This is a genomic window from Anaerotruncus colihominis, from assembly GCF_010206195.1.
In the GTDB taxonomy this organism is placed as follows: domain Bacteria; phylum Bacillota; class Clostridia; order Oscillospirales; family Ruminococcaceae; genus Anaerotruncus; species Anaerotruncus colihominis_A.
The window spans coordinates 124,355-138,617 of the sequence record NZ_VIQT01000009.1 but is presented as its reverse complement, the minus strand read 5'-3'; the positions used below and the strand labels follow the sequence as shown (position 1 = coordinate 138,617).

Annotated in this window: 12 protein-coding genes; 4 read left to right on the top strand and 8 right to left on the bottom strand. The window is 52.9% G+C overall.

Annotation, left to right across the window (positions count from 1 at the left end; genetic code table 11):
• Nucleotides 1-50 precede the first annotated feature (50 nt).
• The 4 genes from FMM72_RS04790 to FMM72_RS04775 all read left to right on the top strand — a co-directional run bounded on the left by FMM72_RS04790 (nucleotide 51) and on the right by FMM72_RS04775 (nucleotide 3,599).
• On the top strand, nucleotides 51-584 hold the full coding sequence (locus tag FMM72_RS04790) for a DUF6323 family protein (RefSeq protein ID WP_160209792.1): 534 nt from the start codon (nucleotides 51-53) through the stop codon (nucleotides 582-584).
• Nucleotides 563-1,912, top strand: a complete 1,350-nt coding sequence (locus FMM72_RS04785; protein WP_162220758.1) for a DUF6179 domain-containing protein — start codon at nucleotides 563-565, stop codon at nucleotides 1,910-1,912. Before FMM72_RS04790 ends, FMM72_RS04785 begins: the two co-directional genes overlap by 22 nt.
• Nucleotides 1,913-2,009: 97 nt before the next feature.
• Nucleotides 2,010-2,240 carry a hypothetical protein gene (locus FMM72_RS04780; protein ID WP_160209794.1) on the top strand — a complete coding sequence of 77 codons (231 nt, stop codon included), beginning with the start codon at nucleotides 2,010-2,012 and terminating at the stop codon, nucleotides 2,238-2,240.
• 168 nt (nucleotides 2,241-2,408) lie between these two features.
• Nucleotides 2,409-3,599: a coenzyme F420-0:L-glutamate ligase gene (locus tag FMM72_RS04775; protein WP_160209795.1), complete on the top strand. Its 1,191-nt coding sequence runs from the start codon at nucleotides 2,409-2,411 to the stop codon at nucleotides 3,597-3,599.
• A 91-nt stretch (nucleotides 3,600-3,690) separates the two neighbouring features.
• On the opposite strand, the gene nrdR is transcribed toward FMM72_RS04775, so the two are convergent.
• The 8 genes from nrdR to FMM72_RS04735 form a co-directional block, all read right to left on the bottom strand.
• Nucleotides 3,691-4,173: a transcriptional regulator NrdR gene (gene nrdR, locus FMM72_RS04770; protein WP_160209796.1), complete on the bottom strand. Its 483-nt coding sequence runs from the start codon at nucleotides 4,171-4,173 to the stop codon at nucleotides 3,691-3,693.
• Between the two features lie 101 nt (nucleotides 4,174-4,274).
• The gene (locus tag FMM72_RS04765) at nucleotides 4,275-5,063 is read right to left on the bottom strand and encodes a sugar phosphate isomerase/epimerase family protein (protein ID WP_160209797.1); all 789 of its coding nucleotides are present in this window, start codon (nucleotides 5,061-5,063) and stop codon (nucleotides 4,275-4,277) included.
• A gap of 119 nt (nucleotides 5,064-5,182) precedes the next feature.
• A complete protein-coding gene (gene secF, locus FMM72_RS04760; RefSeq protein WP_162220757.1) occupies nucleotides 5,183-6,112 on the bottom strand; it encodes a protein translocase subunit SecF in 930 nt (309 codons plus the stop codon).
• Entirely contained in the window at nucleotides 6,112-7,473 is a 1,362-nt protein-coding gene (locus tag FMM72_RS04755; RefSeq protein ID WP_160209799.1) for a preprotein translocase subunit SecD, read from the bottom strand. The genes secF and FMM72_RS04755 overlap by 1 nt, the downstream gene beginning before the upstream one ends.
• A 236-nt stretch (nucleotides 7,474-7,709) precedes the next feature.
• On the bottom strand, nucleotides 7,710-9,143 hold the full coding sequence (purB, locus tag FMM72_RS04750) for an adenylosuccinate lyase (RefSeq protein WP_160209854.1): 1,434 nt from the start codon (nucleotides 9,141-9,143) through the stop codon (nucleotides 7,710-7,712).
• Between the two features lie 110 nt (nucleotides 9,144-9,253).
• On the bottom strand, nucleotides 9,254-10,540 hold the full coding sequence (locus tag FMM72_RS04745; protein WP_160209800.1) for an aminotransferase class I/II-fold pyridoxal phosphate-dependent enzyme: 1,287 nt from the start codon (nucleotides 10,538-10,540) through the stop codon (nucleotides 9,254-9,256).
• Nucleotides 10,541-10,887: 347 nt separating this feature from the next.
• Nucleotides 10,888-12,282 carry an asparagine--tRNA ligase gene (asnS, locus tag FMM72_RS04740; protein ID WP_162220756.1) on the bottom strand — a complete coding sequence of 465 codons (1,395 nt, stop codon included), beginning with the start codon at nucleotides 12,280-12,282 and terminating at the stop codon, nucleotides 10,888-10,890.
• A 101-nt stretch (nucleotides 12,283-12,383) separates the two neighbouring features.
• Nucleotides 12,384-14,207: a DUF885 domain-containing protein gene (locus FMM72_RS04735; RefSeq protein ID WP_162220755.1), complete on the bottom strand. Its 1,824-nt coding sequence runs from the start codon at nucleotides 14,205-14,207 to the stop codon at nucleotides 12,384-12,386.
• Nucleotides 14,208-14,263: the final 56 nt, after the last annotated feature.

The window sequence follows — 14,263 nt, the reverse complement described above, 5'->3', positions numbered from 1 at the left end:
TTTTTGTCAATATGTTTTCTAAAATTATTTTATTGATCAGGGGGACGATTATGAGCGGGCTTCTTTCCCTGTTTGGGCTGCACAGCGCCGCGCCGGCACAGCATGAGATCGAACATTTGATGCAGGTCAACGATGTCACCCGCCCTTATGGGCTGGCCTTGACGCACGAGGATGCTGTAACCGTCCTCAACGCACGCACACAGGCATTGCGTGGCAGTGGACGCATTGAGATTGGAGCAGGCGCGGTTGACCGATTGATTGAAAAATTTTGCGATTCCCCCTATATCAACGAGGAGAATTATGTCGAAAACATCTGCCGTCTGACCGAATTGTTTTACTTTATGAAATCCGACGCGCTTGACCGTTTGACAGACGATGAGCTGCTTGACCAAATGAAGCAGGCTTTTGACGGCTGCTGCGAAGGCTCGATCGACCTGCTCGCCGACCGCGAGCTTGACCGTATAGCGTATGATATCCGTGCCTACGGCGCCAAGGGCGCCCTTTTCGAAGGTCCCGTCAGCGAACAGGCATCCAGCGATTATGATGTAGAGGAGGATGGAACATGGCGGACCATTCGCTTATAACGCCATTCCCAATCGATGCTTCTGCGCTCGACCCAGATGATTACACCGCTTCTTTGACGCGCGCTGCGATCAGGAGCGGCTTGCTCGACGGACAAGCCCTTCAAATCATACAGGATCAGCTTTTCGGCATCCTGCGCCATCAAATCGAACAGGCAACGCATGGGGAAAGCACCTCTATTCCAGAGGAATCCGCAGCACAATTTATGGATGGGATCGGCTACTGTATTGATATTGCATTAAAGAATTGTCCATCGCCAGAGGGCAGCCTTGCTCTCTTGAAAAACAACACGATGGGCGAGCTTTATCAGATGGGCGCTTCGATTCTTTCGGATCACGCGCGCGCCTGTGAACGGCTGCTTTCACGTGTACGGGCCACGCGTACAAAAACCGTTAACGAAGGATACAACATCCTGCTTGACCGCACCCTGCCCCAATATGTGCACGATTGGAAAGCAGCGCGTTTTCCACGCAATTTTATCGTTATGACGGAATATCCGCTTGCTGTTGAACGCACATCGGGCGGGATCATCGGCGTGCGGGAACGTTTGGAGCAGCTTGCGCTTGAAAACCGTTTCTGCGGCCGCTTCATAGGCGAGTTGGAGGGACTGCTGCGCGATTGGTCTTATCAAAACCGTACCACACCCGAGGACGCATATGTTAATCTGTTTACACTGGCTTTTCAGAACGCCGTGTTCTGCCATATTCTTGGACATACGGGCGTGGCGCTTTCAGAGACGGACGCAAATGTATTGACCAAGCGGCTGACTGCGCTTGACGCGCAGGGACGTGCCAAATTGATTGCAGATTCGGTCCAGTCGCTTTTCGTACAATGGGCCTTTGACAATGAGCGTCTGAACAGCTATCTGTGGGAAGCGTGCGCGCGCCTTTCCAATGGGCTGAATGTGTCGGGCGGTTCGCCTGCCGGCTTTCTGACTGTACAGCTGGAATCGCCTCGTTTTTGCTATCAAGACGGAGAACGGCTCAGCGACGACGCATTTGCTGCGGTGGTATCGGAAGTCCTTCTCTGCGACAACGCCGACGAACGCGTCAAAATCATCCGCACTGAGCTTCGCAGCTTGGACGATCTGTGCGACCTGCTCGCCGCAGGCTGCATTTTTGAGGAAGAATTTTTGTCCGTCTACGCTTCTTTCGACGACCTCACCCGCGCGCTGCTTTTAACCCGAGTTTCTACTATTTGGGAGGAAGAAAACCGAATGCGCGTACAGCATGCGTATGATTGGCAAAAACAATTTTCTATTTTTTTCAACGCCTTGGCGCCTGACGCCCGCAGGGGGTTGCGCGCATTGTCCGAAAGTCTGCGCAATTAAGCTGGCGCCCCCAAGAACGCATCGCTTGCTTTCTGCTCTTTCAAATAATATGATGGAACATAACATACCCTCGACTGCTGAAAGGAGCAACCACATCGTGCATTATATCATCCAAGTCTACCAGGACGGTGTTTTGCAATACCTGTTTAATACACGTATGCTTGTGCAGGATGTTTCTCTTGCCAAACTATTTTCTGCGCCCGCGCTTGCAAAGCGTTATCTTTCAAAATCCGTCTTTTACAAAGGCAATTGGTCCGTCGTTTCCATCGATGAAAACGGCGTCATTCGAAATACAACCGCGACCTATATGCATGGAATCATGCCATAACGCAGACCATTTTTCGATAAATCCCCATACGCATATATTGTATTTTTTTCGTTGTTCCTGTATAATAAACAAAACGGGCGGCTTTCCGGCGGGGAGGCCGCTGTGTTATGTCGGGTGCTGTCCCACAGCTCATTACTGGCGGCGTGCCGCCATCGGAGGGATTTTCTTATGTCAAGAATGATCGGAACAACGGTTCGAGGCATCCGGGCGCCCATCATACGTCCGGGCGACGACCTCGCGCAGATTGTCGCGGATTGTGTGCTTCAAGCGGCCGAAAGTAACGGTTTTGCTTTCAATGACCGCGATATCGTAGGCGTTACGGAAGCGGTCGTTGCAAAAGCCCAAAACAATTTTGCTTCTGTAGACGACATCGCGGCCGATGTCCGGGCGAAATTTGGCGACCATCCTGTCGGCGTCGTTTTTCCCATTCTCAGCCGCAATCGTTTTGCTATTTGTCTGCGCGGCATTGCGCGCGGCGTGAAAAAGGTCGTGCTGATGTTCAGCTATCCGAGCGATGAGGTCGGAAACACACTCATTTCCGATGAAAAGCTTGCGTCCACTGCTGTCAATCCGTGGACCGATGTACTGGACGAATCAAAATACCGTAAGCTGTTTGGAGAAAACAAGCATATTTTTACCGGCGTCGATTATGTGGAGTACTATAAGTCTCTGATTCTGGAAGAAGGCGCGGAAGCGGAGATTCTTTTTGCCAATAAACCGACCGCTATTCTTTCCTATACCAAGCATATCCTTTGCTGCGATATCCACACGCGTCAGCGTACCAAGCTCCTGCTCGCGCAGGCTGGAGGAGAGGTGGTATACGGCCTTGACGATATCCTTTCCGCGCCTGTCGATGGCAGCGGCTTCAACCATAAGTACGGCCTTCTCGGCAGCAACAAATCGACGGAGGAACGCGTCAAGCTGTTCCCTCGTGATTGTGACCAGTTTGTGACATCGGTTCAGGAAAAACTCAGCGCCGCGACCGGCAAACGCATCGAGGTGCTCGTTTATGGAGACGGCGCGTTCCGCGATCCTGTCGGAAAGATATGGGAACTGGCTGATCCGGTCGTCAGCCCGGCGTATACGAGCGGTTTGGAGGGGCTTCCGAATGAGTTGAAGCTCAAATATCTGGCTGACAATCAATTTAAGGATTTGTCCGGCGAAGCGCTGAAAAATGCAATGGCCGAGTATATCCACAATAAACGCGCCGACCTCAAGGGAACCATGGAGACGCAGGGCACTACGCCGCGCCGCCTGACGGATCTGATTGGCAGCTTATGCGATCTGACATCCGGCAGCGGCGATAAAGGAACACCGATTATATTGATTCAGGGATATTTTGACAACTTTGCCGATTGATTCAGATTTCTACGATTTCTTGCAGCCTGTGCCATAATTTTAAGCGGCCGGAAACGAAAATGTTTCCGGCCGCTTTTTTATTTATGTACAGTTAATTTGCGTTCTGTTCCTGGCGCCCCGCGCGCGCCTCCAGGAGGGATTGAAGCTCCTTCATAAACGAATCGATGTCTTTAAACTGACGGTATACGGACGCAAAACGCACATAGGCGACCTCGTCGATCGCACGTAGCTTTTCCATTGCAAGCTCGCCGATCTGATAGGACGGCACCTCCTTATCGAGGGAATTGTGCAGCATCATCTCGATATCCCGCACCGCACCCTCCAGGACGCCAAGCGAAACAGGGCGCTTCTCACACGCACGCACAAGCCCCGCAAGCAGCTTGCCCCCGTCAAAGCCCTCGCGCGACTTATCTTTTTTGATTACAACAAGCGGCGTTGTCTCAATCACTTCATATGTTGTAAAGCGCCGCTCACATTTAAGGCATTCACGGCGTCTGCGGATGCGCTCCGATTCGTCTGTCGGCCGCGAATCAATCACCTTGCTTTCAACATATCCGCAATAGGGGCATTTCACGCGGGTCACTCCCTTTCAGCCAAGTCCGCGTGCTGCGGACCTCAAAAGTACAAAATTCATGTGGTTAGCATACCACAAAACGGAAACAAACTCAAGCATTTTCATCCACACGCCTCTGAAATCACCGCGCATATGTTTTGATAAGCCAATGATAATTCCTCATATTCTCCATAACTGTCCCGATATAATTCCAGAATCACGCCGCCGTCAAAGCCATTATCTCTCACCTGTCTCAGCAAAGCAGCCAAATCAAAGTCGCCCGCGCCAACCGGCAGGCAATCGTTTTTCGCGTTGTGATCGCTCACATGCAGATGAACTACGCCTGAACCCATTGCTTCGGCCATCTCGCTGGGCGTATAACCTGCACGTACCGCTTGCTTGATATCAAGCACAAACCGCGCGTCCGGCAGGTATTGCCTCATATCGCGAAAAAAGTCTGGACAATAGCTCGCACAGCGGGGAACATTTTCCTGCGCGACGGTTACACCCATTGCGCGGCCCTCTCCCGCCAGCTCTCCAAATGCATCAAAGTAAGCGGAGCGCGGTTTTTGAGATACACGGCGGTCGCCATGCAGCACAAGCAGATTTGCTCCCAACACATTCGCCGCATGAAAATACCGCTTATAAAGCTCTACCCCATCGCAAAAGCGCCTCCTGTAACCAGAAAAAAAGAGCAGCGGCTCCAATCCGGAAGTAAAGGGGTGGATGGACAAAATACGGGTACCCGCTCCATCTGCAATCCGGCGCAATTCACGCAGAAAGCTGTCTGTAATCTCACTTGGCGCATTGAAAAAGACCTCCGCTGCTTGTGCGCCGATCGAAGCTGCAAACATAAGGCCGCGTTCCGTCAATTCTGGATAAAAGCATGCTGTCGATAATCCCGCCAACACAGCGAATCCCCCTTTAAGCAGCGGCTTTTGCCGCTTATGAGCATCCTATTCCACTCACACCGTAAATGCGCATCTATCCAAATGAGCCGCCGGAAATCCGGCGGCTCATTGAGCGTTTGTTACGAAGATGATTTCTGCACGCGTTTATGCTCCTGCCAGAAGGCCCAAAGGGGACCGGAAATAAAAATGGAGGAGAAGAATCCCGCAAACATACCGACCAGCAGCGGCAACGAGAATGTCAAAATCGAGTTGACATGATAAATCAGCGACATCGCGCAGACACAGCCAACTGCGATCACCGTCGAAACCGTCGTATTGATGGAACGCGTCATCGACTGATTGACCGATACATTAACCAAGTCCTTATACGTCGTCTTGGCAGGCAACAGGCGGCGGTTTTCACGAACACGGTCGTAAACAATAATCGTGTTATTGATTGAATAGCCCAAAATCGTCAGCATAACGGCAATAAAGCTGTCATTAAGCGGGAATCCGCAGATGACAAACGCACCATAAGCAATAATCAGATCGTGCAGCAACGCCATGACTGCGATTACGCCCGCCGACCAGCCGTTCATTTTGCGGAAACGAAAAGCGATGTAAATGATCATCAAAATCGACGCAGCCAAGACTGCAACAACTGATTTGAGGAAAAAATCACGTCCGATCGTCGGATCCACATTGCTGATGCTGGCTGCATCCACATGGTTCTCCGGGAACTGCGCCTGAAGCGCCTCGTTCACAGCGATCTGCTGATCCGGCGTAATACCAGATTTATTTGTCAGCGTAATGATATAATTTGGCAGACCTGTATTTACATCATACTGCTCGCGTAGCGTAACCGGCTGGCCAAGCGAATCCTCGACCGTCTTTTCAAAGCTGGCCTTATCCGCCTGCCCGGTAAAGGTGTACGTAATGATCGTACCGCCGCTGAACTGAATATCCAGCTTGACGCCGAGGACAAATGAAGCGACAATAATCAAAACAATCAGCGCGGACGAGATGGAAAACCAGATTTTCCGGCGTCCAACGATATCAACCTGTTTCATTATTTCGCACCTCCAAACAGCCAAGGCTTCTTGAACGGCTTAAACTTTGAAACCGACTTGAGCATCAGCCTTGAGGCGGTCACGCCCATGATAAAGTTAAAGATGACGCCGACGATCAAGGTAAAGCCGAACGAATAGATCGCGCCTGTCGCGGACGGGCCGAACCAACGGAAAATCGGCGATAAAAGTGAATTAAAGACACTTTGCGGCGGTCCAAACGCACCCATCAGAATAATCGCGACGATCACCATCGTGATATTTCCGTCAAAAATTGCGGAAAATGTACGCTGGAAACCAGAATCGATCGCACCGTCGAGCGTCTTACCGTTGCGCAGTTCCTCTTTAATACGTTCGGAGGTGATGACATTCGCATCAACGCCCATACCGATCGAAAGGATGATTCCGGCGATACCGGGCAGCGTCAATGTAAACGACGGGAACGGCGCAAAGAAGCCGGTCAGACAGGCGATCATGCCCGCCACCTGGCCGACAAGCGCAATGGAGGCGACGACGCCGCACATACGGTACATGATGATGATAAAAATCGCAACGAGAATGAAAGCGATGACGCCGGCTGTGACCATTGCGTCGCGCGCGCCGAAACCGAGCGTCGGTGAAATGGTCGAGAAATTCTCCGTTTCAAGCTTAAAGGGAAGCGCGCCGCCGTTGATGCGATCGGCAAGCGCCTTGGCCTCCTTGACGTCAAAGCCCTGCGCACCGCCTGTGATGTAGGCGACGCCGCCGGGGATCTGACTGTCGACGCGCGGCGCCGAAATCATCGTGTCATCCATCCAGATCGAAATCTGCTGGCCGATCAGCCGGCCCGTAGCGTCGGAGAACAGCTCCGCGCCCTCACCAGTCAGTTCAAGTTTGACCTGGGAGCCGCGGCCGTCGGGCGAAGGCTCCGCGCTGGCAGATTTCACATGCTTGCCTTCAATCACAACCGGTCCGCTCTGATTCTCCCGGAACGTCAGCAAAGCCGTTTCGCCAAGCTCCTTGACCGCCTGCTCGGGATTAAAGTCTGTTTCGCCCTCTTTCCAGGGGAAACGGACAATGATACGGTCTTTCGCCTCGTCGACATACGTCTCATAATCCGTGATGTTCTGCGACACCAGGCGTACTTTAATAATGGATTCGGCGGCGGCCATCTCGTCCGGCGTCGCGTCGTATCCTTCGGGCGGCGTGAACGTCACGTCGACGCCGCCGCGGATATCGATGCCCCAACGGATATCGTCAACACCCTTGATATAGGTCGTTGTGATATCGCCGTAGCTTGTCGATATGCCGAAGAACGCCAACGTCGTGAAAACAATGATAATCGCCACAATGACGAAAACCACTGGTTTTCCAACCTTTCTCATTAACTTGTCCTCCTTGCAAACCCAAGCCCGCGCCCTGCGGGTGTCGGCGGGACGATGATTGCTGTCCGGCCGGTCAAGGTTTCATGATGCCACGCGCGCTGCGCTTTCACCCGGACCAGTCCGGATCCGCGCAATGCGACACTTTTTTAATTATATGGGATATGGTTCCAAAAGTCAATTCATTTTTTGGCAGGCCGCGCGCGCATCAGTCAGAGTATGCCCGCCTTTTGCTCCTTTTAGACGGAAAGCTGCGCGCGCTCGCCAAGCAGCCCGCTGTTTTCATTGAGCATGGGGCGCACAACGCCGCTCAGATATTCTTCGACCTGCTGCGCGCTTCGGCCTGTAAAACGCGAAGGCTCCAGCACAGCCTCTACATCCTCGCGCTTGAGCCTGAAAGCCGGATCTTTGCAAATCCGGTCGATCAGGTCGTTTTCTTCGCCCTCCTCCTTGACGCGCCTGGCCGCGGCGAGCGAGTGAACGCGCAGGCGCTCGTGTAACTCCTGCCGGTCGCCGCCGCGGCGCACAGCGTCCATCATGATATTCTCTGTCGCCATAAACGGCAGCTCGCGCATAACGCGCTGGCGCACCACCTTCGGATATACAACAAGCCCGTCGCAGACGTTGAGCATGAGCTTTAAAATCGCGTCTGTCGCCAAAAACGCCTCCGCGACCGCGATGCGCTTATTGGCGCTGTCGTCGAGCGTACGTTCAAACCACTGTGTTGAAGCGGTCAGGGCGGGGTTGAGCGCGTCCGTCATCACATAGCGCGCCAACGCTGTAATGCGTTCGCTGCGCATCGGGTTGCGCTTGTACGGCATAGCCGACGAGCCGATCTGATGTGCTTCAAACGGCTCCTCCATCTCCTTAAAATTTGCGAGGATACGCAGATCGTTTGAAAATTTTCCGGCACTCTGCGCAATCCCCGATAAAACATTGGCCACCAGGCTGTCAACCTTGCGGGAATAGGTCTGCCCGGAGACAGGCACAACCGCGTCAAAGCCCATCTGCCCGGCGATATCGGCTTCGAGCGCCTTGATCTTTTCACCGTCGCCGTCAAACAGCTCGACAAAGCTTGCCTGCGTGCCTGTTGTCCCCTTGCTTCCAAGCAGTTTGAGCGATGCGATACGCCGTTCGCACTCCTCAAGATCTATCATCAATTCATTGATCCAAAGCGTCGCGCGTTTGCCGACCGTCGTTAGCTGCGCCGGCTGCAAATGTGTATAGGCGAGCGCCGGCATGTCCTTATACCTGTCCGCAAAGCCGGCAAGCAACGCGATCACATTGATCAGCTTGCGCCGGATGACGCGCAGTCCCTCGCGCATTACAATGATATCCGTATTGTCGCCGACATAGCAGCTTGTCGCGCCGAGATGGATGATCCCTTTCGCACCGGGGCACTGTACACCATAGGCGTAAACATGGCTCATCACATCATGACGCACCTCTTTTTCGCGCGCCTCGGCGACCTCATAATTGATATCCTCCGCATACGCCTCCAGTTCGGCGATCTGCGCGTCTGTAATGGCTAGGCCCTGGCGCTGTTCCGCCTTTGCAAGCGCAATCCACAGCCTGCGCCAGGTTTTAAACTTATTGTCGTTTGAAAAGATATACTGCATTTCCTCGCTTGCGTAGCGGGTGCAGAACGGACTTTCATAGCGGTCGTGCGCCATTTGCAACATCCTTTCCCTCTCCGGCCACTCAGACCGGAGCAATATAACGAAACAAGTATAGCATAACCGGCGGGTGATTGGAACAATCATCCGCCGGTTTTATCTGTCTGTTATGAACGCAGCAGCTTTTCAACCGCCGCCAGCTTTGTACAGACACACAGCAGCGAAACCGCGCATTCAAGCTCAGGGATAGACGGGTAAGTCGGCGCGATACGGATATTGCGGTCGCGCGGATCGTTTCCATACGGATAAGTCGACCCCGGCGAAGTCAGCACAACGCCTGCATCCTTGCAGAGCTGCACAACACGCTTTGCACAACCATCCATCACGTTGAGCGAAATAAAATATCCTCCGTTCGGATTGATCCATTCCGCAACGCCCTTGCCTCCAAGCTCCCTTTCGAATGCATCCAGTACGGTCCTGAATTTCGGACGCACCAGCTCCGCCTGTTTGTCCATATGCGCCATAATACCGTCGAGATTCTTAAAATAGCGCGCATGACGCAGCATATTCATTTTATCAAAGCCGATCGTCTGAATAGTCAGCAGCTTTTTCATGCGCTCCATCACTTCCTGCGCACAGGCAAATGCCGCAACGCCCGCGCCCGCATAGGTGATTTTTGATGTCGATGCGAAAATCATCACACGGTTCGGGTCCCCTGCCTTCTTGCATTCGTCAAGAATATTGATCAGTGTATCGCGATGTTCCGGATGCAAATCATGTACCGCGTAGGCGTTATCCCACATAATCATAAAATCATCCGCAGCCGTTTTCATCCGGGCAAAGCGGCGAACCGTCTCGTCAGAATAAGTGATTCCATCCGGATTCGAATATTTCGGCACGCACCAAATGCCCTTGATCGACGCGTCTGACGCGACAAGCCGTTCAACTGTGTCCATATCCGGTCCCTCAGGCGTCATATCAACGGGGATCATCTCGATGCCATACCGTTCAGTAATCGCAAAATGGCGGTCATAGCCCGGAACCGGGCAAAGAAATTTCACATGGTCAAGCTTGCACCAGGGCGTTGCGCCTGGGCGCACGCCATAAAGAACCATCTTGCCGATGGCGTCGTACATAATGGAGAGGCTTGAATTGCCGCAGATAAACAGCTCGTCAAGGCTGACGCCTAGCATATCGCAGAAAATTGCCTTGCATTCGGGGATGCCGTCAAAATCGCCGTAGTTGCGGCAATCGACCCCATCGACTGACAGAGGCGAAGTCGTCGAATTCACAACGTCGAGCATACCGCTCACAAGGTTTAACTGATCGGGCGAGGGCTTTCCGCGCGACATATCGAGCTTGAGGCTTCTTCCCAGATAATCCTCATATTGTCCGAGCAATTCTGTATGCAGCTTTTCCAGTTCGTTCCGGCTCAGTTCACTGAATAATGACATTGATAGAATCCTCCCATGCCCGGCTCTTTTTAAAAAGGCCGCGGCGAATACTTTTGCGCCAGGCCGCAAGCGGCCTGGACGGCTGTTTTTGCTGTCTAAACGCCGTTTTGCATATACCGGACCGGCTGGCGCCGCCGCCGCTGCCGTTCCACACACACAAATCCAAAACAAAACAACCGCCAAGGCGATTGTTTCTACTTCTATAGTATATGCGAAATCCATCTTTTTTGCAAGATGAATTTTCGATTCTTGCAAAATTCATGATTCTGAACGAGAATCAACCCAGGTTTTAACTGTTTTTCAGTTGAAAACGCCCGCCCCGCCTTTCGGCGGAGCGGGCGCTGTTATCAGTATTCGGCGGATCCGGTGGTACGCGGGAAGGGTAAAACATCACGGATGTTGGAAATACCCGTAATATACATAATCAAGCGCTCGAATCCCAACCCATAACCGGCGTGTTTCGTACCGCCGTACCGCCTCAGGTCGAGGTACCAGCTATAATCGGCAGGGTTAAGCCCAAGTTCGTCCATGCGGGAAAGCAGCACGTCAAGGCGCTCCTCACGCTGGCTGCCTCCAATGATCTCCCCGATGCCGGGCGCAAGAAGGTCGACCGCGGCGACCGTTTTCTGGTCGTCGTTCAGGCGCATATAAAACGCCTTGATCTCCTTTGGATAATCTGTCACAAACACTGGACGCTTCATGACCTGTTCAGTCAAATAACGCTCATGCTCCGTCTGTAAATCACACCCCCAATAGATGGGATACTGGAACTGATCCTTCGCCTTCTCCAGTATCTCAATCGCTTCGGTGTAGGTAATGCGGCCAAAGTCAGAAGAAATGATGCCGCCCAACCTTTCAATCAGGCCCTTATCGTAGAAGCTGTTGAAAAACGCCATCTCCTGCGGGCACTGCTCCAGTATATAGGAAAGGACGTATTTGATCATGTCCTCGGCAAGCTCCATATTGTCAGTTAAATCGGCGAAAGCGATCTCCGGTTCGATCATCCAAAATTCGGCGGCATGGCGCGCCGTGTTGGAATTTTCGGCGCGGAAGGTCGGCCCAAAGGTGTAAATCTTGCCGAACGCCATAGCCATGCACTCGCCCTCGAGCTGGCCGGAGACCGTCAGACTTGTAGGCTTTCCGAAAAAGTCCTGCGAATAGTCCACCGCGCCGTCCTCGGTGAGGGGCGGGTTCTTCGGATCAAGCGTAGTAACCCGGAACATTTCACCGGCGCCTTCACAGTCGCTTCCTGTGATCAGCGGCGTATGCGCGTAGACAAAGCCGCGCTCATTGAAGAAACGATGGATGGCATAAGCAGCCACACTCCGCACACGGAATACGGCCTCAAAGGTATTGGTGCGCGGACGCAGATGCGCGATCGAGCGCAAAAATTCCAGCGTATGGCGCTTTTTCTGGAGCGGATAATCCGGCGTGGACGCGCCTTCAAGCACAACCTCGTCAGCATGAACTTCCAGCGGCTGCTTGGCCTGCGGCGTCAGAATCACATGGCCGCGCACGCAGATGGAGCTGCCAACATTGAGCTTTACAATCTCCGCAAAATTGGAAACCTTCTCCGTCTCCAGAATAACCTGGAGGTTCTTAAACGCCGAACCATCGTTCAGCTCGATAAATCCAATCGATTTGGAATCACGGATCGTGCGGATCCATCCGCATACAGTTACCTCAGCGCCATCAAATGACTCCGGCGCAGCAAATAGCTGCTTGATTTCTGTCCTTTTCACAATGTTCCCTCTTTCCGGTTGCGGCCGCTTTGCGCAATACGCCCGCGGCTCAATGTTGATGAATGGTATTATAACATAGCTTCCCTTCAAAATCCAGCCCTTTACGCGGCCTGCTCCAGGCTGTGTAAAGCTTGTGTCCCGTGTACGCTATCAATATATTCCTGTACATGCGCGCGCACCATGTCAAATGGTTGCGGCCCCGCGTCCAGAATCGCCTTGTGTACAGCGAGGATGTCAAATTGGCCGCCAAGCTGGGCACGCGCGTCGTCAATAATGTCGATCATCTCAAGATAACCAATATAATAGGGCAGGTATGCGCCCGGATCGGCTACAATCATCCAATAAAAGTCCTCTGCGTCGTTCGTATCAAATCCAAAGTCATCGAGATACGCGGCGAACTGCTCGACTGTCCAGCCCTGGTAATGGATACCGATATCGCTGCGCGCCAGTACGCCGAGCGAAAACTCATTGTTAATCTGGAGCAATTCGACCAATACGGGATCATCAAGGCCGGCCAGCTCATAGGAATACAACTCCGCGTAGGTGCCCCACCCTTCACTATAGCCCATGTAGGAAAGCAGATGGCGAAGCATGGCCGGGTTGGTGGAAATAAAGTAATTGTTTTGATACATATGCCCGGGATACGCCTCATGCGCCAGCGTAGCGTAAAGGATGGTTCCTGAATCGCGGCCCTGATTGATATACAGCCGGTTTTCAGCCGGCGCGTCGGCCGGCGGGATCATATAGAAAGCCGGCGCGGTGCTGTCCTCCAGCGACGGATCGACGTACAGCACATTGTAGGAAATGTCCCCCGCATCTGGGAAAATCCCCTTTGACGCTGCATGCAAAAAATCGATCTGTTCTCGCGGCTCACCGCGGTCAGCTTCCAAAAACGCATCCATCTCCTCCATCAGACGCTCCGATGTTTCATCATCGCCCAACAGCAGAAACATCCGTGAAAACAATTCGCCAAACCGTTCATCGATCCGGCGGGCCAGCTCCTCCGGAGCTGCGTCAACGCCGGTCAGGCTCCTTGCAAGATATTCATAATACCCCTTCCCCTTCTCCAGATGGGAAAGGCCGCCGGGGTTTACGCCTGTTCCCTTGAGCTTCTCAAACCCTTCCATCATCCGTTCATAGGCCGGGATCACCGTGTCCATGACCACTGCATGATTTTGTTCAATATAATGGGCGCGCGTCTGTTCATCAAGGCTGCCCAGCGTATCCAACCGCGTCTCAAACGTCGCGATTAAAACATTCCGCTCCGGATTTGCGATAAAGGTCCGACAGCCTTCAATCACCTGATCAACCATATCGTCCGTCATAAACAAGCCGCGGCGGGCGCGTTCCTCCTCATACTTGACCAGGTCGTCGTAATAGCGTCCCACATCTCCAAGCAAAGCGATGTAATCCTGTACGTCCTGCTCTGTGTAAAACTGATATTCCGACAGGGTGATCGGCAGCGACGCCTGCACGCCTCCGTCAGGCGCGCAGGGTTCCGAATAATAGGCGTATCCCTGCTCAAGCGCGCCGCGCTCCTGCCGGTAAAAGCGCATCAGCATCTCGTAAAGCTCCTGCTGCTCCTTTGTCAGAAGGGAGCGGTCAAAGCCTTTCAGCCGGTCGATTTCCTCATCGTAGTCAGAAAGAAGGGGCGGCTGCACATCTCCAAAGGTCGGCTCCACATCTTCAATGCCATATGCCGCCGGGTCTTTGAGCGTATAATGAAGCGTCAAAAGATCAGACTCCAGTGTTGCGACAAAGTCCTCCTCCAGGTATTCATCAAAGCGCGCACGTTCCTCGTCCGCGTTTACATGTCCTCCGTCCTCTCCAGCCCCGCCAAACGGGACCGGACCGTTACAAGCCGCTGAAAAAAACGCAAGCATACCCGCTGTCAGCAGCGCGGCAATTTTTTTTATTTTTATCAAACAGGTTCCTCCCATCAATCAGTTGTCTTTATACTTTACCACGCGGCGTATTGTTT